We start from the raw sequence: 22,033 nt of genomic DNA, 5'->3' as shown, positions 1-22,033 counted from the left end.
TGTCTTTAGTTACAGCGGATGAGGTTTGACAAGAATGGCGCTAGTCGGACATCTGAGTGGGATCTCCGACTACCAAAACCTTCAATTTTCACATCAAACCCTCGAACTCGCAGGTGGTAACTCTAGAAAAAGCTATTCCGACTGACGTTCCAAAGTAGCCTCCATCGTACTCGTCAAGTAATGACCAGACATGATGCCGCTAGAGTGATAGTAGCGGTTGTGATCGACGCGATGCAGGGTATCAAAACCCGTCCGCCGTTGGCGTTCGTCTCCAAGTACCCAGTAACGCTGGACGATCGACTGGGGAGCAATCCAACCTTCGCCCTCGACCCGACCGAGTTCGCTGTGTTGGAGCACAAAAGTATACTGCCGTTCATCGCTGTTGAGGTGTCCTCGGTACTGCAAAATAATCTCTTCGCGATCGCCTCCAGGAAACACGAGCTTCGTCACCATACTGAACCAATCTGTTCGGTTCCAGCTCACTAAAGTTTTGCCTTTAACCGTAATTGGCACGCCATTGCGCTCAATCCAACTTCCTTCGAGCGTCCATTGGCCCGATTCCATTAAAAACGTGTGAGCCACAGTGCTGTTCCTATGCTTTTCCTGCTGGCTACAATGCTGGTGCAACAACGCACAGCCGTTGTCCCTCAGACTCTATGCTATCACGCCCAACTGTGCCAACAAGAGTTAATTTCCCCTAAAAGTACCGGTGTCCGGGCACCAGTAACTTGAGGCAGATTGCCGGGAATGCCCCGAACCCGCCATGCGGCTAAAACCGCGAAAGCGATCGCCTCTTTAAAATCTACACTCAAGCCTGCCTCAGAAGTAGTCAACACTTGCACTGGATGCAATTGAGATTGCAATCGGCGTTTTAAGTAGAGATTGTGGCTGCCGCCCCCGCACAGTAAAACTCGATCGGGCATAGCCGATAAAAAAGTTTGGTAACTGTGAACGATCGACGCAACAGTCAGTTCTGTCAGAGTAGCCAGTACGTCAGCAGGACTGAGGTTGTAACCTTCGGCCTCGACCAAACACCGGTCAAAATAGTCTACACCAAATAACTCTCGCCCAGTAGATTTCGGCGGTGCTTGGCGGAAGAACTCTTGGGCGAGCCAATGATCGACTAAAGCTTGACAGGGAGTTCCCGAGGCCGCCCAAGCTCCACCTTCGTCGCAAGTCTTAGTGCCGCCTGAGAAGTGCTGCACTGCCAAATCTAACAGGGAATTCGCCGGGCCTGTATCCCAGCCCGAGATGCCATCCCCAAGATTGAAAATCTCTGACTCGTCCTTGTTTTCCCCCTTTCCCGTGGCAGGAAGATAGGTAACATTGCCAATTCCGCCCAGATTTTGGATGCAGAGGCTGATGTTGGGTTCCGCCAGCAGGCAGGCATCAACTATTGAGACTAAGGGTGCTCCTTGACCCCCTGCTGCAATGTCTGCCGATCGAAAGTTACTGACAGTAGTAATGCCTGTCAATTGAGCAATTAGCGCGCCCCGCCCGAGTTGTAAGCTGTAGCCCATCAACCCGCTGGCGCTGTCTTTCTGCGCTTTCCCTGCAGGTCGATGGTAGACGGTTTGACCGTGAGAGCCGATTAATTCGGCTTTATCATATTCTGCTTGAATTGTCAAGGCTGCCGTGGCAAATTCTTGGGCGATGGCATCATCTAATTCGGCTAGTTCAGCCATTGACAAAGCTGAGCCGCTGCAAACCGAGAGAATTTGCGATCGCAAATTAGCAGGATAAGGGAAAGTCTTGCCGGCTACCAATTGCACTTTCAAGTCTGTTTGGGAACCGACCACATCCACCAAAGCAGCATCAATGCCATCCACCGACGTGCCGCTGATCAAACCGATAACGCGGGTCATTAAATTTTAGATTTTAGATTTTAGATTTTAGATTTTCCGGGGGGTTGCCCGATTTATTTGAGGTCGATCGTCACGATCACCACAGTAATATTATCGCGTCCCCCTTTATCCTTAGCTGCTTGAATCAAAGCAGTTGCAGCGCCCTCGCAGGCGCGAATCGACTTCAGAGGCGAAGCAATCAAAGGATCGGAAAGTTCCTCAGTCAAGCCGTCGCTGCACAGCAGCAAGCGATCCCCAGGCTGCACGTCCACCGGCAAAATATCTATTTCCCGCACATCATCGCGGCCCAAACATTGGGACAAAACGTGACGCCAAGGATGACTGCGAGCTTGGTCGGGAGTTAGGGCCTTTCTTTTCACAGCCTGAGCCACCCAAGTCTGGTCTTCAGTAATCTGCTCCAAGCGAGAGCCGTGCAGCCGGTACAAGCGAGAGTCTCCGATATTAGCGCACCAAGGTCGGTTCTCATCCCTAAACATGAGAACCACAGCCGTAGTCCCCATATCAGCACGCTCGGGGTGGTCTAGCTGATCCGTCAAAATTGCTTGATTGGCAATTAAAAAAGCCTTTTCCAACAACAGCGGAGAATCCTCAGGCCCTTCCCAATGTTCGACCAAATAAGATTGAATCGCCTGAGTCGCAATCCGGCTGGCTTCTTGACCTCCGGCGTGTCCTCCCATTCCGTCGGCTACTATGAAAAATCGCCCGTCAGAGTCAATGTAGTATGAATCCTGATTTACTGAACGAACTAGCCCTGTGTCTGTCTTACCTGCGAAAGAGCGTTTCATAGATTGCCTGATTGGACTCATCGAACTTAAAAGCTTGATTGAAATGGTGCAATGTTTTCTTCCAAAACTTAAATCCCGAAGGGAACTTGAAATTTCTGCCACCTGCGATCGCGAGTTTTGGAAAAATTGTACTACCTTGACCTCATATTGTAGATCGATATCATGGTAATCCCGTCTTAAAATTTCGGTAAATCCAGTAAATTAAGCACCACGTGCAAAAAAAAACAGGATTTCTACAAAAAATCAGAGGTTTAGCTGGCGAGAAATCTAGGAAGCAAGGGGGTTTTTAGCGTCAAAGCGTGTAAGTGCTGTAAATTTTAGCAATGTGTTGTCAGCCAGCCAAAACTTAACATTCGAGGTCAAATTTTGGCTGGCGAGAAATTTCCAACCTGAAATTTCAAATCCCAAATTGCACAATTATGACATCCTGTCTAAACGATCGATCCGCTTGAACAAACGCAGCAGAGCAAACCCTGCACCCGCCGCCAGCACTGCCACAGCCACAGCCGGCCAGACTTGATTGCTAACAAACAAAATTGTCGCCGACAAAGTAAAAGCACTCATCAGCAAAGCATAATTCGTACCCATTTGAGCGCTGCTCATGCGGCGAAGCAAGCGCTCTGTTTCTGCAGAACGGACGCGAATCCGCAAATCTCCCTGTTCGAGTTTGTCAATAGTCTCCTCAATCCGGCGGGGCAGACTCAAAGCAGTCGAACTCACCTGAGCCGCCTGACGGCCGATTTCGTTAAAAATGCTGCTACCTGTATCAGGGCCATTTCCATTACTCATAAGCTGCATGGCAAAAGGTTGTGCCACCTCCATAAAGTTGAACTCGGGATCTAAACCTCGGCCTACCCCTTCGATGGTAGAAAAAGCTCGCATTACAAAAGTAAAAGTAGCTGGGAAGCGAAAAGGTTGGTTGTAGGCAATATCGTAAAGGTCGTCCGTAATCGCGCTCACCGACTGATTTTCAAAAGGCTTGTCCATGAAGTTGTCCAGCATATACTGGATCGATCGGCGCACCGGACTCATATCACCCGTAGGCACCAAAGCTCCCAACTCGATCAGAGAATCCATAATCCGCTGTCCATCCTTAGAAGCAATGCCGTAGAGCGTCTCCATCAGTCCTTCGCGGACGTTCGACTGGATTTGCCCCATCATGCCAAAATCGTAGAAAATCAGACAACTGTCAGCACTAACAGCGATGTTGCCGGGATGTGGGTCAGCGTGGAAAAAGCCGTCGTTGAGCAACTGTCGCAAATAAGCTTTTGCCCCCAACTGAGCGATTAACTTGCGATCGATACCGGCCGCTTCCAAAGCTTCGTAGTGGCTGATTTTAATTCCTGGCAGGTATTCCAAAGTCAGCACTCGCGGAGCCGCGTACCGCCAATAAACCCTCGGCACCCGCACCCAGTCACAGTTGCTAAAATTGCGGCGAAAAGTATCAGCATTCCGGCCTTCATGGAGATAGTCAATTTCCAGCCAGAGAATGCGACAGCATTCCTCATAAATCCCCATCCAATCTCGGCCGTGACCCCACTTAGGATGGTTTTGAAAGTAGCGGGCAATTCCCTTAAGAATTTGCAAATCGATCTCGAACAGCTTCCGCAGTCCCGGTCGCTGCACCTTGACCACCACTTCCGGGCCCGAATGCAGTTGAGCTTTGTGTACCTGACCCAGACTTGCAGCGGCCAGGGGCACCGGGTCAAAGCTGCGGTAGAGTTCTTGAACTGTCTTGCCCAAATCTTGCTCGACAATTACCTCTAACTGCTGGTAGCTGAAAGCAGGCACTTTATCTTGCAGCTTAGAAAGTTCCTCGACAAACTCTGCCGGGAACAAATCGGCACGAGTGGAAAATAACTGCCCAACTTTAATGAAAGTCGGTCCCAAATCCAAGAGTGTTTCTCGAACCCAGATAGCTTGAAAGCGGCGTCTGGCAACTTTCTTTTCTTCAGTCACGCCTCCCCAGTAGCTCCAATTTTTGCTGTCTAGCCACAGCGAAGCCAGCCAGAGCAAGACAAAGGCCCAAATGTCGAAGAAGCGCCGCTTCCGGGAGTATTTTTCGCGATTCCAGCGATAAGCTTTACTTTTGTAGGATTTATCAGCAGTTTTTGGCTCATCACCTGCGCCAGCGAGCTTTTTGGAGCGCTGGCGATTAACAGAGTCATCAAGGAGAGCAGACACTTGGGTTCCCAAATTGCTTATTTTATGTTTTGGCTTTGATGGCAGATAGGAGCGCAGGAGCGCAGTGCTTTGCGCTCGCGTAGTCGTAAATAATAGTTGTGGTCGGAGCGAGCGCTAGGGCAAACTGCTGCGGTAGCGCTGCAATTGGGAGCGCACCATTGCCACTTCGGCGCGCAGCTCGTCAATAGTCGCTTGCAGCTCTGCGGGATGAATGTCTTGAATGGTTGTGGTTGCAGTGCCAGTTCTGGTCTGCATTGCCTCATCCGCAGCTTTGTTTGCCCGTTCCACAACTCGATCGGTGAACTGTCGCAGGCGTTCTCTTTGTTCTGCGTCAAATTTACCGAGTTCAGAGAAAGCGTTGGTTGCTGCGCTTTCTAATTGCTCGTAAAGTGCTTCGGCAAGTGCTCGGCCTACAAAAAAAGCATGAACTGGGGGTTTACTCATAAAAAATCTCTGTGCGCTTCCGCAACAAATTATAGCTTGCTTGTCCCCGATGATGCTTGCTCCCAAAGGAAGGAAGTTTGGGGTAACGGACAATCTCACCCCTTTGTCGGGGATGGGATTCTTGAGAGTTTGAACAGTCTGAGGCGCAATGGCTCAGCCAAAAAGCCTGGCTGACATTCGCTGAAATTTGAGGTTGGGGTTGCTTTGTACAAAAATGTTTGCAGCTTGGCAACAGTAATAAACGACATCACACTACCTCAGCGTCGCGCACGTATTATAACATAATTTCAATCACAATATCCAATAGTCATGCTTTTTTTTAGGCAGGCATTTGGATGGCAGAGGTAATAGGAAATATTGGATAAACTCAGACCGCGACTGTTGGAATTTTCCGATTCTACAGAAGGTTTTGTGAGATAGTCATTGGCTAGTAAAAGCATTATTATCTCCACTACTGAGCGGATATTTTCTGGATCGTAAAACCAAGTATTTGTCCGCACTTTTAACCAACGAAAACAATACTAATTTGTCGCAGGTTCAGGAAAAGGCACAGTGGGATCTGCCACAGGGGGTGGTGAGTAAGGTGCGATCGAACTATCTGAATTGCTGCCACTGTTGCTCGGGATCGCAGGCTCAGGCGATCGCTCGATCGGCGACGCTATTACTGGCGGCGGGGATTCCGAGGGTGGCAAGGTTTCAGGACTAGCACTCTCAGGGGCAGGCGGGGCGGGTGCGGAGGGCGGTTCTGCAGGCAGGGGCGCAACTTCCGGTACCGGTGCGGGTTCTGGTTGGGCTGCTGGCTCGATTTGGGTTTGAGGCTCCGGAACGGGGGGCTCAGAAGGCTGCTCTTGTGGCTCGGGCGTCGGGGATGGCTCAGGTTCCGCTTCGGGCTCTGGAGCTGGAGTTTCCGGGCTTGGGGACTCAGAAGGTTCAGCGCTAGTTTCTGAGGGATAGATCGGTTCAGGAATGTTGCTGCTTTCTAAGGGGGGTTTGGGGAGCTTGTTGAGTTCGATCGGGTAGAGAGGGCTGCTTTCGACAGACGGCTGCCGGAACATGGGTCCTGACAAATCGCGGGATTTGAGCAAATCTTCCAGAGATGGGAAGGATTCAATTTGGGGTCGATTGCTGCTGAGACTGCTGCTGTTGTAGCGCCAAGCCAGGTCAAAACCCATCCAGCCTGCAATTGCAGCCGTTACGACAAAGGCCAGCAAAGTCAACGGCAGCGGGGGAGGTGCAGGCAATCGCATAGTTTGCTTGCCTTTTCTGTTTGCTGATACTCGCTCTGTTTCTTGCAGCATGGTGAGCCAATTTTCCACTGTCTGAGGGCGGTTGTGGGGGTCGATTTCGAGTCCCTGAAGGATGGCTCGCTCGATTCCCGGGCTGAGATTGGGCTGAAATTGCCGCAACTCGGCCAGGGGAATGCGATCGCGCAGGGGTGCTGCTACGGGCGCCACGCCGGAGAGTAAGTAGTAGAGCGTGGCTGCGATCGCGTAGATGTCTGTGGCCGGTGTACATTTACCGTCATAGAGGTATTGTTCAATCGGCGCGTACCCGGGCGAGAGCAAGTTAGTGTGCGTTTGTTTGGTGCCGGCGGTAAAGCCTCGGGCAATGCCGAAGTCTATTAACATTACGAGGTGAGAATCGGCTCGCCGGATAATATTTTCTGGCTTGATATCTCCGTGCAGCAATCCGCTGTGGTGAACTGTACTTAAGGCTGAGGCTATTTGCCGAATGTAGTGCAAAGCCTGGGCTTCTGGCAATGGCCGATCGGTTTCTACTATTTGGGCGAGAGTTTGGCCCGGAATGTAGTCCATTGCTATAAAAGACTGTCCGGCTTCTTCAAAAAAGTCGATTACTCTGACGATGTTGGAATGCTGACACCGCGACAGGCGTTGGGCTTCGGCAATAAACTGCTGCTGAAATTGGGCAGATTCTGGGTGTTGGCGCAGGCTTTCGTTGAGGGTTTTGAGTACGACGGTTTGGTTTAAATGGGTGTGGATAGCTCGGTAAGTGATGCCGAACCCTCCTATACCTAAAGTCGCGTTAATTGTGTATTTGCCCTGTTGCAGGACTGTTGCTGGCGCTAAGTTCATCTTCAGTTGATGCCGTTTCCCCAACTATGCTACCGCCTTTGGGTTATTTCGCAGAGTTGGGCGTGAGGTTCGATCGACGATCTGCGCCCTTGTTTTAGCTTTAGCTCTGCTATGTCTTTAATCTTTGCATCCCCACGTCATTTTATCTGTAGTAGGTATTGCGAAACTTAACGCTACGGCTTTCCAATAAAAATCCCGCTCTTGTGGAACGGGAAAGCCATCAGGGTGCATCTATATAATATGACTCTAACTCATGGGGGGTATAACCCCTCCTTACTTTAGCAACTCTTTACAATTTGCCCATTTTTGTAAAGATTGAGGTTTTATATTGACTTATGAGCAATTTTGTGAATTCATAAATGGCGATCTTCATCTTGGAGAAATAAAGAGCGTAGAAACTATGATTAAAAATGAAAAACACTATGAATACACTCAAGAATGCGCCCGAAAAGTTGAATATTTCATCTTGAAACTTAAAATTATCAGATAAAGGCATCACAAATAGAATGGTCAATCGCCTACTGATTGAAGATGCTGACATTTATTAAGTCAAATGAGTTTCCTCTGAAGCATCAGAACTTTAAGCTCCCTTACCGTGCTTCGGCAAATGGTGCAGCAAATACCATAATACGGCTATATTTGCGATAAATACCGCTAACTTAATTACCGTGAAACCCTCAACTAACTCATAAATTTCAGGCGGAATACTGATGCCTACTAGCACTAAAACTAAAATTGTTGCCCAACCTTTTTCGTACCATAAACCTACTGCTTCCAAAACCGTTAAAACTGCATAAACTCCGGCAGCTAGTCCGCTAAACAGTAAAGTTTTAGGCTGGATTTGTAGAACTTTGTCTAATAAAAATTCTACAATCTTCAGTTTTGTTTCTAATAAATAGGATTCCGAAAAATCCTCCAAGGCTTGATGATTTTTTAGTGCAAAAAGCAAAGCGATCGAAGTTACTATCAAGAGGAAAGCCACAAAAGTTTTGTAAAGGACAATTGCGATTAAACCAGGAGCGCGCTGTTTTTTCACCTTAATTCTCGGAATATCAATAAAGTGCGATCGGCTTGTTAGCCTGTTTGGGATTGAAAAATCAAAAATTAGTAGAGTGTGTCAGCAATTAGCTAATCAATTATAGAAAAATAACGCGCTGCTGACGCACTCTACTAAGTTTGAGGATAACGTTCTGCTAAGAAAGAGATAGCAGCAGCCCGATCGCCCAAATCGCCATCTAACCTCGCCGCCAACAAATCATCCAACATTCGCTTAAACCCAGGCCCAGGCTTATAACCCAAAGCCTTCAAATCGTTGCCATTTAAAGGCGGCTCAACATTCGCCCACCTGGTGAGATATTCCCAAATTTGACGGCGTGCACTTCGCGGACTTTGCAGGGCGATCGCAATTAACACCGGCAATTCATAATTCCTCAACAGCAACACCAATTGACTCGGCAACTCGCACTTAGGCAAATTCTCTGCTAACTGCTTCTTTCCGACTTCCAACACTTCCAGCCGCTTAATGCTGTCAGCAGGTAACTGAAGATTTGCAGCCACCTTGCCGCGATATTCCGGTGCTAAATAAGCTATCAAAACTTCCAGCCGCATCTGCCAATCGGGAATATTGATAATGGGGAATGGGGAATGGGGAATGGGGAATGGGGAATAGTCTCTTCCTTCTTCCTTCTTCCTTCTTCCTTCTTCCTTTTTCCTTCTTCCTTCTTCCTTCTTCCTTCTTCCTTCTTCCTTCTTCCTGACATCGGTTACATCCGTTACAGAATCCGTTGCCGAACTTCCTTCTTCCTTCTTCCTTCCTTGCAAACACCGATCGAGCAAACGCAGTTGCCGCCACAACTCCCGATCCAACTCCAAACTAGGATGAATGCAGCGCAAAGCCTGCAAATCTCCCAGCATTTGCAAAGCAACTTTCCAGTAAGGAGCTTGCAAAATGTATTTTAATTCGCTTTTGAGCCGAGTTTCCAAAGCCGGAGCTCGCCCGTTTTCCCCCTGAATTCGGTAATAAATCCCGCTGGCCAAAGCGTGGCGGATGTATCCTTCCGTCTGCGGCTCAATTTCAAATCCCAACCGCACCGCAAACCGCACAGCGCGATAAATTCGCGTCGGATCTTCGATAAAACTGTTGGCGTGCAAAACTCGAATTTTCTTCGCTTCCAAGTCCAACAAACCGCAAAAAAAATCTAACAATTGGCCGCTGCGAGGAACACCCAACCGCACAGCAAGCGCATTAATTGTAAAATCCCTGCGGTACAAATCTTGGCGAATCGAACTCGCTTCAACTTCAGGATTTGCAGCCGGATAAGGATAAAATTCAGTACGAGCAGTCGCGATATCCACCCACAGGGAGCCGAAAGGAGAGTCTTTGTGCCACAAAAGTGCGGCGGTTTGAAATTGACCGTGAACGTCCAAACGCGATCCCGGGTATAGTTTTTGCAGCGATGAAGCTAACTCGACACCAGCACCGGAATCGTCGGAACCGCACTTTCCATCCACAACCAAATCAATATCAGTTAGCGCCAGTTTATCATCGGTCGCTAAGAGTAAATCCCGGACTGCTCCACCAACTAGATAAAGTTGCCAGCCGCGCTCTTGGGCAAGATTGGCCGCGATCGACAATAATTGCCATAATTCGGGACTGATACGCGATCGCAACAATTGCTCAACCGATTCTGGCACGGGACAATCAGAAAATTTTGCACTGCTTCCCCTGTCTCGTGCTTTTTGCTGGTGCAATTCCCGCAACACGTCAGTCCGGGTAACAATTCCCACCAGTTGACCGTTTTCCAATACTGGCAAGCGCCCGATATCGTATGTCACCATTAAAGATTCAATTTCCGGCAGCAAGGTATCCGGGGCGATCGTTTTTAGCTGCGGAGTCATGTAACCCTTCACCGGGGCGTGACTGAAACCGTGGTGCAGGGCAATGTCAATGTCGCGGCGCGAGATAATGCCGGCGAGCCGATCGCCCGCATCGACCACAGAAAGCCCCGAATGTCCGTAACGTAGGAGGATACGGTGAGCTTCCCCCACCGATGTTTCCGGGCGAATACTCCGCACGGGAGACGACATTAATTCGCGCGCTGTCGGAGGGTGGGGAATTTGAGTTTTGAGTTCGTCAGCTAACTGATTTAAAGTCAGCAAGGGGTCAACATCGCGGGTGGCGAGGGAAGCTGCGCGGGCGTGGCCTCCGCCGCCGAAGGGTTTGAACAATTCGCTGAGGTTTGTTCCTTCGATGCGCGATCGACCGATAATAGTTAATCGATTGGAAACTGGCGATTCTGGAGCGATGTTGCGGTTGTTTTCGTTTTCGCTAAATTTATAAACATTACCTAAAAGCAGAGCATCGGTTTCAGTCAAATCGAGCAAGCGAGAAGCCAGCGAAGAAAGTCCGGGAACGTAGGATTCAGTAGATAGCAGCACCCAAGCTACGCTGTAACCGTGCAAAGTTTCCGATCGCAAATTATTCAGCGCTTCTCTGAGCAAATCTTGCAATTGAGGAGATAAACCGGGTTCTACATATTCAGCGATTACCCCCAAACTCGCTCCTTGTTCCATCAACCAGGCCAAAGCTATTGCATCTCGCGCAGTTGCGCCCTCAAAGGTGAGGGAACCTGTATCGACGTGGATGCCGAGGGCCATTACTGTTGCTTCCGAAGGGAGAAGGCGGAAGGGTGTGTCGCTGTTTTCTGCTTGATTTTTGAGCTTTTCGACAATTAATGTCGTGCTGGCTCCGACTGCTTCGATCTGCGTAACAGTAGCGGGGATGTCTGAATGCGCCTCTAGGTGGTGGTCGAAAACAGCAATTTCGCTCAGGTGTGGCAAATCCAGCCACTCGGCGGCTTTTCCCAAACGATCGCGCTGTGAGGCATCAACTATAGTAATCGATCGAATTTGTTGGGGATTGACCGATCGGCGTTCTATGAGCGGGTACTCGTCGCGGTGTAGCGCCAAAAAATCCCGCACCGTCGGGTGAGACCCGCCAGTAAGTACGATCCTGCTACCTGGGCGCAGCACGCAAAGTCCCACCGCCGCCCCCAAGGCGTCAAAATCTGCTGTTGTGTGGCACAAAACTAAGTCCATAGTCGAACATCCCGCATCTCTAACTCAAACAGTAGCAATTTCTCGCCCTCTGAAACCGGATGTGTCGATCGGGCTTTAACTTAACCTTTCCAGTTTTCTGTCGTGTAGCGAACAATGATAAAATTGATCGAAATCTCAAGAGCCGCTGACGCCTGTTCGCGCAACGCCCGAATTTGCACTGGTTCTTTCGTATCAATCAACCGACAATTTCTCGATCGACTATCGGGAAACTGTCAAAAACTAGAATTTGGAAGATTTTTTCGGTTCTGGGAAATTATTTCCGATCAACGCACGGTTATATCGAAAGGAGAAAAGATGTTATCAATTTTGTTTCAAGTCGTTTTACTGGGTCTGGTACTGCTGTCTTTTGTAATGGTCGTTGGCGTGCCAGTTGCTTATGCCTCTCCCCAAAACTGGAATCAGTCTAAATCCCTGATTTATGCTGGATCTGGTCTCTGGTTTTTGCTGGTTATTGCAGTGGGTGTATTGAACTTTTTAGTCGTTTAATTTCACCCAACCCTATCGAATAAAGAAGGTAAAAGATAGAAGGATGAAGGCATTCACCAGCGATTGAAAGGCATTCGGCAGAAGCTAGGAATTTTCCAGACCGCGCGATCCTGTATGTTTTTGCACTTGAGATTCAGATGAGATGCTGCTACTTTCTGACTTTTGCCTTCTCACAAACAAAAATCTAAAATCTAAAACCTAAAATCTAAACTAGAACACTATGACTGTTTTCGAGGGAACTTTTACTCAAACAGAATCTTTGCGGTTTGCTATAGTCATCGGTCGTTTTAACGATATGATTGTAAACAAACTTTTGGAAGGATGTCAAGATTGTTTGAAACGCCACGGAGTTGATATCAATCCTCACGGTAATCAAGTTGATTTTTATTGGGTTCCGGGATGTTTTGAGATTCCTTTGATTGCTCGTCAAGCTGCTCTTTCTCGTCGCTACGATGCGGTAATTTGTCTGGGTGCGGTAATTCGGGGCCAAACTCCTCATTTCGATTTTGTGGCTGGTGAGGTTGCTAAGGGAATTGCTGCTGCTGCTTTTCAGACAGGGGTGCCGGTGATTTTTGGGGTGGTGACGACTGACACGATGCAGCAAGCTTTGGAAAGGGCCGGAATTAAAAGCAATTTAGGCTGGAATTATGCGATGAGTGCTTTGGAAATGAGCACTTTAATGCGTCAAGTTAATGGTTTGGGCGTAAACTCTTACGGTCAATTAGCTAGTGGGTCTGCTGGTCAAGTGCTGTCGGGCGAACCAAGTCTGGCGCTCGCCCCCGATGTATCGTCCGATCAAATCCCCTTGTAAGTTCGGCTAGCAGTATTTTTAAGCTAAAAAAACATCAAGATTTGCATCGGGGAAAATCTTAAGACTCTTGTGGGGTGGTGATTATGCCCGCCCCCAAGGTAAAAATTCCACTATCGGCCGCTCATCGACAAATTAGACCACTATCTTGCTAATTGGAAATGAGTGTGATATAATAAAAAGTTCTTAGAAATAGCGCAACACTAACTATTACTGCATGGCAACGAAGCCAACGATCGCATTTACTCACCTCGGCTGCGAAAAAAATCGCATCGATACCGAACACATGATTGGCTTGCTGGCTCAAGCGGGCTATCAAGTCGATTCTAATGAAGAATTAGCCGATTACGTTGTAGTCAATACTTGCAGTTTTATCCAAGCGGCGCGAGAAGAGTCAGTCCGCACCTTGGTAGAATTGGCAGAAGCTAATAAAAAAGTAGTCATCACCGGCTGCATGGCACAGCATTTTCAGCAGGAATTGCTGGACGAATTGCCCGAAGCAGTCGCAATTGTCGGCACGGGCGACTATCATAAAATCGTCAATGTTATGCAGCAGGTGGAAAAGGGCGATAGAGTTTCCCTCGTCTCCTCAGAACCTACTTACATCGCTGACGAAACTACTCCCCGCTACCGCACGACATCGGAAGGTGTGGCTTATCTGCGCATAGCAGAAGGCTGCGACTATCGCTGTGCATTTTGCATTATTCCGCACTTGCGCGGAAATCAAAGGTCGCGGACGATCGAATCTATCGTCGCGGAAGCTCAGCAATTGGCGTCGGAAGGGGTAAAGGAAATTATTTTAATTTCTCAAATTACCACCAACTACGGCAAAGATATCTACGGCGAACCGAAACTAGCCGAACTGCTTCGCGCTTTGGGTGAAGTAGATGTCCCTTGGATTCGGATGCACTACGCCTATCCTACAGGTTTGACTCCGCAAGTTGTCGCAGCCATCCGCGAAACACCCAACGTTTTGCCGTATTTGGATTTACCCCTGCAACATTCCCATCCCGAAATTCTGCGGGCGATGAATCGACCTTTTCAAGCCGGGATCAATGATGCTATAGTTGATCGGCTCAAAGCAGCAATTCCCGGTGCGGTGATGCGGACAACTTTTATTGTCGGCTTCCCCGGCGAAACCGACGAACACGCAGCACACTTGCTGGAATTTGTCAAGCGCCACGAATTCGATCACGTAGGAGTTTTCGTATTTTCGCCAGAAGAAGGAACCCCAGCCTTTAGCTTGCCCCAGCAAATACCGGCAGAAATAATGGAAATGCGGCGCAATTCGGTAATGGCGGCACAACAACCTATATCATTGAAAAAGAATCAAGAGTCTGTCGGTCAGGTAGTTGATGTCCTGATAGAACAAGAACAACCAGAGACAGGCGAGTTGATTGGTAGATCCGCCCGATTTTCCCCAGAAGTAGATGGACTCGTCTATGTGACAGGAGAAGCGCGGCTGGGTTCGATCGTATCTGTGAAAATTACTGGTGCAGATGTCTACGACCTCTACGGTCAAGTGTAAGTGTTGCTGGAACAGTCGCGATCGGCGGTGTGGCGAACAAAAACCGGACACCAGCCAAAAATGATTAGCGGATTGTGCAGCAAAAGTAACGGTTTGTACAATATTGTGCAAAGATATCTAGCAAAGGGGTTATAAACCTTTAGTAGCCTCTCTGGCAATCGACGCTCCCCGTCGGGGTGCGGTAATCTCTACAGAACATCGGCAAATTTTAACGAATTTAATGTTTTGTTTCTGAATGTAAAGAGTTATGATGATAACAAGCCAGAAATAAGCGGGGATAATTTGAGATTGCTTCGCCGTCCGCCATACACCACAACGGTATCCCGAAAGAGTGTTGAGATGGATAGGCGGTAACGGTCGCCCCATCCCCTGCTCAATCCCGCAGGCGACGGATTGCGGGATAGCGCCTGAACCAAACAACCTGTTACTACTATGTAGTTAAGTGGGGCTGGTCATGATCCTCACTATAAAATGCCCTAGAGGGAAAGCTTGCAAGTACCTCAAAGGAAGTCCAATGTCCTATTTTAAGAATGTTGGAAGCCTATAACCCGACCCCTGGCGGTTGGTATCGGTGATGTCACAAAATCAAAGACGGCTGTCGAATTGGTAAATTTAGTCACCATCGACGGAGCTGCCCTATACTCGATTGCTATTTAAGAAGGTGCGCGCAGGCGCAGCACCATAAAGAACTCTTATGAGTTCCTGCCCTAGAGCAGAAATCCGCATCCGAGTTGGGCAACTTAGAAGGCTAAGACTCGTTATTAGGAGCATTAATGAATTTATTGTTTGAAGGCTTAGGTCTTTCGGAAGAACTCGTTCTCCATCTGGAAACACTAGGCTTTACAGAACCTACTCCCATCCAAGTACAAGCAATTCCGCACCTGTTAGCAGGTCGCGACGTTGTGGGTCAAGCCCAAACAGGGACAGGCAAAACGGCAGCATTCTCGTTGCCCATCTTGGAGCGGATTGATTTAGATGTAACTGCGGTGCAAGCACTGGTGCTGACGCCGACTCGCGAATTGGCGATGCAAGTAACTGAAGCCATCCGCGATTTGAGCGGCATTAGCAGCGACGGCCCGGTAAAAGTGGGTCGCTCTCTGCAAGTTCTGACGGTGTACGGCGGTCAATCGATCGATCGTCAAATGCAGCGTTTGAAGCGCGGCGTTCACGTAGTTGTCGGTACACCCGGACGCATATTGGATATGCTCAGCCGCGGCAGCCTGAAACTAGACAAGGTAAAATGGCTAGTTTTGGATGAAGCTGACGAAATGCTCAGCATGGGCTTTATCCAAGATGTGGAAAAAATCTTGGATGCTGCACCAAAAGAACGTCAAACGGCATTTTTCTCGGCGACGATGGAAGCTTCCATTCGGAAATTGGTGTCGCGCCATTTGCGCAACCCAGTCAACGTCACCGTAGAACAGCCAAAAGCAACGCCGAAGCGCATCAGCCAAGGCGTGTACATGATTCCTCGCGGTTGGTCGAAGGCAAGAGCTTTGCAGCCAATTCTCGAAATGGAAGACCCGGAATCTGCACTGATTTTTGTGCGGACGCGGCAGTCGGCGGCGGAACTCACCAGCCAACTGCAAGCAGCAGGTCACAGCGTAGACGAGTATCACGGTAATTTGAATCAGGCACAGCGGGAACGCTTGCTGTCGCGGTTCCGCCAATGTCAGGTGCGCTGGGTAGTGGCGACTGATATCGCGGCGCGGGGTTTGGACGTGGATCACTTGACTCACGTGATTAACTACGATTTGCCCGACAGTGTGGAAAGCTACGTTCACCGGATCGGACGCACGGGCCGGGCTGGTCGGGAAGGAACGGCGATTACGCTGATTCAACCGGTCGATCGCCGCAAACTGCGCTTGATTGAACGCCACGTGCGATCGAGCTTGACGGTGCGAAACATTCCGACACGGGCGCAAATAGAAGCTCGTCAGTTGGAAAAGATGCAGGGTAAAGTTCGCGAAGCTTTGGCTGGCGAACGGATGGCATCTTTCTTGCCTCTAGTATCTCAGTTATCCGAGGAGTACGACTCCCACGCGATCGCCGCTGCAGCATTGCAAATGGCTTTCGACCAAAGCCGTCCTGCTTGGATGGGCGCTGATTACGCTCAACAAGAAGATCCCCCGATTGGTGGAGAAAACAGCGTCAAGCCAATCTTGATCAAGAAACGGGCTAAGACTCCTGCGCCAAGTAATTCTGTAGCGCCGACTTTTTCTGGAGCACCGAGTGCTCCTGTTCCCCAGAACAGCTAATTGGTAGGGTGCACAATGTGCACCTTATTTAGAATTTTTGTAGAGATGTGATCGCGATCGCACCTCTACTTTTTTTATGGTGCGATCCCAAATCCGAGATCGCTAGGCGGTTGAAACCGCGAACAAACGAAGCCCACTCCTAGCGGACTGAGAATTGGATAAGTAAAGATGCAAGTTAGCGAGGGGACAATTTCTGTAACTAATTCTACGCTGAGTACGTTAATTGAAGAATTGGGTACTGAGTGTCAAAATGTTATTACTTTAATCCCTCAGCTTCAGTTGCTTGATTTGAGCGCTCGACAAAAAGCTGAAATTCTAGCAGAGTTCCTGAGTGTTGCAATCCATCGGAACGTTCACTGCGGAGAGGATTTTCAGACGCTAGTTGCTGAGGAAATGGTAAAATTGTCAGATGATGATGAAGAGGATTAAGGAGACTCGGGCGATCGCACATCAGGAAAAAGCCCTCCAGTCAACTCACCGAAAGGCTAAAAATCTTAATAAATAAGGAATAAAGTCCTTACTACAAACTTGTAAACCGAGATGTTTGCACTGCGGTTTAATATTTCAGTTTAGCTGCGTGCTCACAATAATTTTTTGCACGCGATCGCCCTTAAGTTCCAAAATCAAATTAGAAGCCTTTTGGTCATTGCTGTAAATCAACCGAGTCAATCCACCCTGCACAGATTGCGACCCGTAACCGTAAGCTTTAACAACTTTTTGGCTGTTATCTCCTACCTTCACACCATCCATTGTCAGAAACTTGGGATTGGTAGTAGACATTAAATAAACTTTGCCCTCCCATGCTGCTACCGTCAATCCTGAGTAGGTTAGCGTGCGAATCTTGCCGCCGATGGCAGACCCAGCAGGTTTAGTTTCGTCCCGCTGCGGTTTTCCCAACTTGCGTTTTGCCTCTTCTACAGGCATCCCCAACCGAACGCCGCCAATCCCCAGGCGCGAATAGTTCAGCGCCACCGGCTTTTGTGTCGCGCTGAGCATTCTTTCTAGAGTCGCAACAGTTTGATTCATAGCGGGAACAGGGCGAACTAAAGCAGCAAATCCTAAGCTCGAAATTGCGAGATTCATCGTGATGCCAGCTATGGCTGTTATCACAAACATTTTTACCATTTTTTTATAGCTTTATTTGGCAATGTATTCGCGCGATCCCCCGCTCGATCCGGATTCTATACTAATAATCCCGGGTGAATAGAATTCGCTCCTACGCAAACAAAATCCGAGCTAAGAGGCACTAAAAAAATAAGGATATTCGTCCCCAAAGATCTAAGACCTAGAAACCCGGTTTCTGTAGGGGAGTTCCAAGAGATACCGCCCTGACGGATTTCTGAATAGCCAACAAAGTTTTACGTTTAATTAGAGCGACTACTTAATAACCAGAATTGCTGTGATATCCTAACAAAAGCCATATCTGCATAAAATAAGTAATTTAGATGACCGCAACTGATTCTAGTAAACACCAAAAATCCAAAGCCCTGAAACCGGGTAGCCGCCGGCCCGCTAAAGAACTTTGCAGCGAGTGCGGTTTGTGCGATACATATTACATCCATTATGTCAAGGAATCTTGTGCTTTCTTAACACAGCATATCGCAGAATTAGAAGCAGAGATTCACGGGCGATCGCGCAATCTCGACAATCCCGACGATTGGTATTTCGGAGTCAGTCAAAATATGATGGCTGCTCGGAAAAAAGAGCCGATCGAGGGCGCTCAGTGGACGGGAATCGTCAGTACAATTGCGATTGAAATGCTTGAAAAAGGAATTGTAGAAGGTGTTGTTTGCGTCCAGAATACCAAAGAAGACCGTTTTCAACCGATGCCGATTATTGCTAGGAATCGCGAGGAAATTCTCGCAGCAAAAGTCAACAAACCAACTCTCTCTCCCAACCTTTCAGTATTAGAACAAATCGAAAAATCGGGGATGAAGCGGCTGTTAGTAATTGGCGTCGGCTGTCAAATTCAAGCCTTGCGAACAGTCGAGAAAAAACTCGGTTTAGAGAAGCTCTACGTTTTGGGAACTCCCTGTGTCGATAATGTCAGCCGTGCAGGCTTGCAGAAATTCCTAGATACGACTAGCCGTTCTCCCCAAACAGTTGTATCTTATGAGTTTATGCAAGACTTTAACGTTCACTTCAAACACGAAGATGGTTCGGAAGAAAAAGTGCCGTTTTTCGGGCTGAATACTAAGGAATTGAAAGATGTTTTTGCTCCTTCTTGTTTGAGCTGTTTTGATTATGTCAATTCTTTAGCAGATTTAGTTGTGGGCTACATGGGAGCACCTTTTGGCTGGCAGTGGATTGTGGTGCGAAATGACACCGGGCAAGAGATGTTAGATTTAGTAACGGATCAGCTAAATACTCAGCCCGTGATGTCTCAGGGAAACAGAAAAGAAGCGGTTCAGCAAAGCATTCCGGCTTATGAAAAAGGGGTGACTTTGCCGATGTGGGCGGCGAAGTTAATGGGAGTTTTTATTGAGAGAATTGGGCCGAAGGGTTTGGAATATGCTCGGTTTTCGATTGATTCTCATTTCACTCGCAATTATCTGTACGTGAAGCGGAATTACCCGGAGAAATTAGAGGCTCATGTGCCGGAATATGCTAAGCGGATTGTGGGGCAGTATAAGTTACCAGATGTGTAAACTTGTAGGGTGCGTCAGTCAAAAGCTGTTGGATTATTGAAAAAATAACGCTAACTGACGCACCCTGCTAAACAAGGATAGCAAAAGATAGAAAACAAATGCAATTGGGAACAATAGGATTATGGAATCGCGGAACGTTAACTAGACTGGCTATCCTTAGTACAATCTTAATTAGCCTGATTAGTGGGATATGGTTGAGTATGATTGCAATGCCAGGGAAAAGCTACAGCGGGACAATTCCCCCTTTAACAGCACAGGAAATCTCGCTCCGAGATGCTTTACAGCGCGATGTGGAAAAGCTCGCTGGTGAAATCGGAGAGCGCAACTTTATACAATATCAAAAACTTGTAGAAGCTGCTGACTTTCTCGAAGCATCATTTCAAACTGCTGGCTATAAAGTTGAACGACAAGGATATAAAATTGATGATAATTTTTATTATAACATAGAAGTTGAGATTCCCGGGGGAAAAAAGGTAGATGAAATTGTTGTAATTGGGGCACATTATGATTCTGTGGTGGGGAGTCCTGGGGCAAATGATAACGCAACTGGGGCGGCGGGAGTGCTAGCTTTAGCGAGAATGTTTGCAGGTAAAAAGCCTGAAAAGACTGTGCGTTTTGTTGAGTTTGTGAATGAGGAACCGCCTTTTTTCTGGACGGCTGATATGGGGAGTTTGGTTTATGCCAAAAGATGCAGAGAGCGTAATGAAAAAATTGTTTCGATGCTCAGTTTAGAAACAATTGGTTATTACAATACTTCGGACAGTTTTTTAACGGCCCTGTAAGCCTTACAGAGAAAGCCCTGCCATTTTTAACGCATTTTAGGAAACTTAGGGCTGGACTTAAACCTTGAAATAATAGTCCACCATATAGCCAGTCTGGGTTTCGGACACTCGATAATATATAAAACTGTCCGAAGTATTGTTATTACTCAGATGCGAAAAACAGTCAGAAATATCCAGCACCATTAAACCTTTTTTATCCTACGTCGGGGAATTTTATCGGATTTATTGGCAATACATCCTCAAGTAAATTGGTTAGAGAGGCGATCGCATCTTTCCGCCACCATGCTGAATTTCCCTCGGAAGGTGCAGCAATTCCGGGTGGCATTCCTGGTGTTGGTTGGTCAGATCAATGGTCTTTTTGGCAGCATGGTTATCCAGGGCTGATGGTGACAGATACTGCTCCCTATCGCTATCCTTACTATCACACGGCGCAAGATACACCCGACAAGGTTGATTGGGAACGGACGGCGAAGGTGATAGCTGGATTGGAGAAAGTTGTGGCAGATTTGGTGGGAGTTGATATTAATTAGTTGCGTAGGGTACCCAGCGGGGAAATATCATCGCTCGGCACAGAATATCATGCAAAATGACGACCTAAAAATTAGTATAAGTTGCCTGAGTGAGGTGATTCAGAGAGTTTTTGATAGATGTTTGGCAGGGACACGGTAAGGCAGTGTATTTGTTTTAGACAGTGGGGAAAATTAGAGGTACAAGATTATGACACTTATAGTTGCACAGAAACACATGAAGTTACCAAAGTCGATCGCACTTACTGGTTGTGCGATCCTAGCATTATCTGGAAATGGAGTGTCGGCGAAAGCAGCAGAAGTGCGATCGGGAAACAGTAGACGAACATTTGCCGATTGGTGTCGCCAAAAAGCTGATTTGAGCCCTGAAGCTAAACATACTGTTGAGGTGCTGTTGCAGAAAGCTGAGACTACTGAGTGCGATGCGGCTAATCAGAAACTTTTGACCCTCACGGAACTCTACCTCTACGACAATCAAATCAGCGACCTCAAACCCTTACAATCTTTGACTAACCTGAATCGTCTCTCCCTCCACAACAATCAAATCAGCGACCTCAAACCTTTGCAATCCTTGACTAACCTGAATTGGCTCACGCTAGGAAACAATCAAATCAGCGACCTCAAACCTTTGCAATCCTTGACTAACCTAACTACGCTCGCGCTCGGAAACAATCAAATCAGCGACATCAAACCGCTAGAATCCTTGACTAGCCTGACTGCGCTCGAACTCCACAACAATCTTCTGGGCGACATCAAACCCTTACAATCTTTGACTAACCTGACAGATATCTTCCTCTACAACAATAAAATCAGCGACATCAAACCCTTACAATCTTTGACTAACGTGCCTCAACTCGACCTCAGCGACAATAAAATCAGCGACATTAAACCGCTCGAATCCTTGACTAACCTGACTTCTCTCGTCCTCAGCGACAATAAAATCAGCGACATTAAACCGCTCGAATCCTTGACTAACCTGACTGCGCTCGACCTCAGCGACAATAAAATCAGCGACATTAAACCGCTACAATCCCTGACTAACCTGAGCATTCTCGTCCTCACCGGAAATCTTCTGGGCGACATTAAACCGCTCGACTCCTTGACTAACCTGACTTCTCTCGTCCTCAGCAACAATAAAATCAGCGACATTAAACCGCTCGAATCTTTGACTAACCTTACTGGGCTCTTCCTCGATACAAATCTTCTGGGCGACATCAAACCGCTCGAATCCTTGACTAACCTGACTTTTCTCAGCCTCAGCAACAATAAAATCAGCGACATCCAACCCTTGGAATCTTTGAGTAACCTGAGCATTCTCGACCTCAGCGGAAATCCCATCGCTCCCAAAACTTGCCCTCTCAAACCAGAGTCTATCTGTAAGTGGGAACCACAAACTCAACCATAAAAATTTACAGTGACGCCCGATCGCAGTTAAATATTTGAGTTACGAAGGATAAATTTCCTATTCATCAGAAAAACCCGATCGCCCTTATTGACTAAAAGCGA

The 22,033-nt window shown here is 47.8% G+C and carries 17 protein-coding genes and 1 pseudogene; 9 read left to right on the top strand and 9 right to left on the bottom strand.

Features of this window, described 5'->3' with window-relative positions:
• Positions 1 to 132: 132 nt before the first annotated feature.
• From QUA13_RS09470 to QUA13_RS09435, 8 genes are all read right to left on the bottom strand, one after another.
• On the bottom strand, positions 133 to 582 hold the full coding sequence (locus QUA13_RS09470) for a hypothetical protein (protein WP_172190924.1): 450 nt from the start codon (positions 580 to 582) through the stop codon (positions 133 to 135).
• Between the two features lie 80 nt (positions 583 to 662).
• Positions 663 to 1,865 carry an anhydro-N-acetylmuramic acid kinase gene (locus tag QUA13_RS09465; protein WP_333198098.1) on the bottom strand — a complete coding sequence of 401 codons (1,203 nt, stop codon included), beginning with the start codon at positions 1,863 to 1,865 and terminating at the stop codon, positions 663 to 665.
• Positions 1,866 to 1,918: 53 nt separating this feature from the next.
• Positions 1,919 to 2,650 (bottom strand): PP2C family serine/threonine-protein phosphatase, encoded by a 732-nt coding sequence (locus QUA13_RS09460; RefSeq protein WP_333198097.1) that lies wholly within the window; start codon positions 2,648 to 2,650, stop codon positions 1,919 to 1,921.
• Between the two features lie 417 nt (positions 2,651 to 3,067).
• Positions 3,068 to 4,834: an AarF/ABC1/UbiB kinase family protein gene (locus QUA13_RS09455; RefSeq protein ID WP_333193014.1), complete on the bottom strand. Its 1,767-nt coding sequence runs from the start codon at positions 4,832 to 4,834 to the stop codon at positions 3,068 to 3,070.
• Between the two features lie 114 nt (positions 4,835 to 4,948).
• The gene (locus QUA13_RS09450) at positions 4,949 to 5,278 is read right to left on the bottom strand and encodes a DUF6825 family protein (RefSeq protein ID WP_172190920.1); all 330 of its coding nucleotides are present in this window, start codon (positions 5,276 to 5,278) and stop codon (positions 4,949 to 4,951) included.
• Positions 5,279 to 5,799: 521 nt separating this feature from the next.
• Positions 5,800 to 7,371, bottom strand: a complete 1,572-nt coding sequence (locus QUA13_RS09445) for a protein kinase domain-containing protein (protein ID WP_333198096.1) — start codon at positions 7,369 to 7,371, stop codon at positions 5,800 to 5,802.
• Positions 7,372 to 7,951: 580 nt separating this feature from the next.
• Positions 7,952 to 8,407 (bottom strand): DUF2127 domain-containing protein, encoded by a 456-nt coding sequence (locus QUA13_RS09440; RefSeq protein ID WP_333198095.1) that lies wholly within the window; start codon positions 8,405 to 8,407, stop codon positions 7,952 to 7,954.
• Positions 8,408 to 8,541: 134 nt separating this feature from the next.
• Positions 8,542 to 11,469: a CBS domain-containing protein gene (locus QUA13_RS09435; protein WP_333198094.1), complete on the bottom strand. Its 2,928-nt coding sequence runs from the start codon at positions 11,467 to 11,469 to the stop codon at positions 8,542 to 8,544.
• A gap of 315 nt (positions 11,470 to 11,784) precedes the next feature.
• Here QUA13_RS09435 and psbZ point away from each other — a divergent pair, with 315 nt between their 5' ends.
• From psbZ to QUA13_RS09410, 5 genes are all read left to right on the top strand, one after another.
• The gene (gene psbZ / locus QUA13_RS09430; RefSeq protein ID WP_015177377.1) at positions 11,785 to 11,976 is read left to right on the top strand and encodes a photosystem II reaction center protein PsbZ; all 192 of its coding nucleotides are present in this window, start codon (positions 11,785 to 11,787) and stop codon (positions 11,974 to 11,976) included.
• A 220-nt stretch (positions 11,977 to 12,196) separates the two neighbouring features.
• The gene (ribH, locus tag QUA13_RS09425; RefSeq protein WP_333193026.1) at positions 12,197 to 12,787 is read left to right on the top strand and encodes a 6,7-dimethyl-8-ribityllumazine synthase; all 591 of its coding nucleotides are present in this window, start codon (positions 12,197 to 12,199) and stop codon (positions 12,785 to 12,787) included.
• A 214-nt stretch (positions 12,788 to 13,001) separates the two neighbouring features.
• On the top strand, positions 13,002 to 14,312 hold the full coding sequence (gene rimO / locus QUA13_RS09420) for a 30S ribosomal protein S12 methylthiotransferase RimO (protein WP_333198093.1): 1,311 nt from the start codon (positions 13,002 to 13,004) through the stop codon (positions 14,310 to 14,312).
• A 773-nt stretch (positions 14,313 to 15,085) separates the two neighbouring features.
• Complete coding sequence (locus tag QUA13_RS09415) at positions 15,086 to 16,570, top strand: DEAD/DEAH box helicase (RefSeq protein ID WP_172192669.1); 1,485 nt, start codon at positions 15,086 to 15,088, stop codon at positions 16,568 to 16,570.
• 168 nt (positions 16,571 to 16,738) lie between these two features.
• The gene (locus QUA13_RS09410; RefSeq protein WP_333198092.1) at positions 16,739 to 16,999 is read left to right on the top strand and encodes a hypothetical protein; all 261 of its coding nucleotides are present in this window, start codon (positions 16,739 to 16,741) and stop codon (positions 16,997 to 16,999) included.
• A 135-nt stretch (positions 17,000 to 17,134) separates the two neighbouring features.
• Here the strand turns inward: QUA13_RS09410 and QUA13_RS09405 are convergent, their stop codons facing one another.
• Positions 17,135 to 17,695 carry a hypothetical protein gene (locus QUA13_RS09405; RefSeq protein WP_333198091.1) on the bottom strand — a complete coding sequence of 187 codons (561 nt, stop codon included), beginning with the start codon at positions 17,693 to 17,695 and terminating at the stop codon, positions 17,135 to 17,137.
• Positions 17,696 to 18,015: 320 nt separating this feature from the next.
• Between QUA13_RS09405 and QUA13_RS09400 the strand changes: the two genes are divergently transcribed.
• The 4 genes and pseudogenes from QUA13_RS09400 (at position 18,016) to QUA13_RS09385 (ending at position 21,932) form a co-directional block, all read left to right on the top strand.
• Positions 18,016 to 19,218: a Coenzyme F420 hydrogenase/dehydrogenase, beta subunit C-terminal domain gene (locus QUA13_RS09400; RefSeq protein ID WP_172192663.1), complete on the top strand. Its 1,203-nt coding sequence runs from the start codon at positions 18,016 to 18,018 to the stop codon at positions 19,216 to 19,218.
• 98 nt (positions 19,219 to 19,316) lie between these two features.
• Positions 19,317 to 20,000 carry a M28 family peptidase gene (locus tag QUA13_RS09395; protein WP_445242692.1) on the top strand — a complete coding sequence of 228 codons (684 nt, stop codon included), beginning with the start codon at positions 19,317 to 19,319 and terminating at the stop codon, positions 19,998 to 20,000.
• 140 nt (positions 20,001 to 20,140) lie between these two features.
• Positions 20,141 to 20,530, top strand: a pseudogene (locus QUA13_RS09390) (M28 family peptidase); the annotation flags it as partial.
• A gap of 187 nt (positions 20,531 to 20,717) precedes the next feature.
• Positions 20,718 to 21,932: a leucine-rich repeat domain-containing protein gene (locus QUA13_RS09385; protein ID WP_333198089.1), complete on the top strand. Its 1,215-nt coding sequence runs from the start codon at positions 20,718 to 20,720 to the stop codon at positions 21,930 to 21,932.
• The last annotated feature ends 101 nt before the right edge of the window (positions 21,933 to 22,033 follow it).

This window comes from Microcoleus sp. S28C3, from assembly GCF_036700785.1.
Classification (GTDB): domain Bacteria; phylum Cyanobacteriota; class Cyanobacteriia; order Cyanobacteriales; family Microcoleaceae; genus Microcoleus; species Microcoleus asticus.
This window is presented reverse-complemented; position numbering and strand designations above follow the sequence as displayed.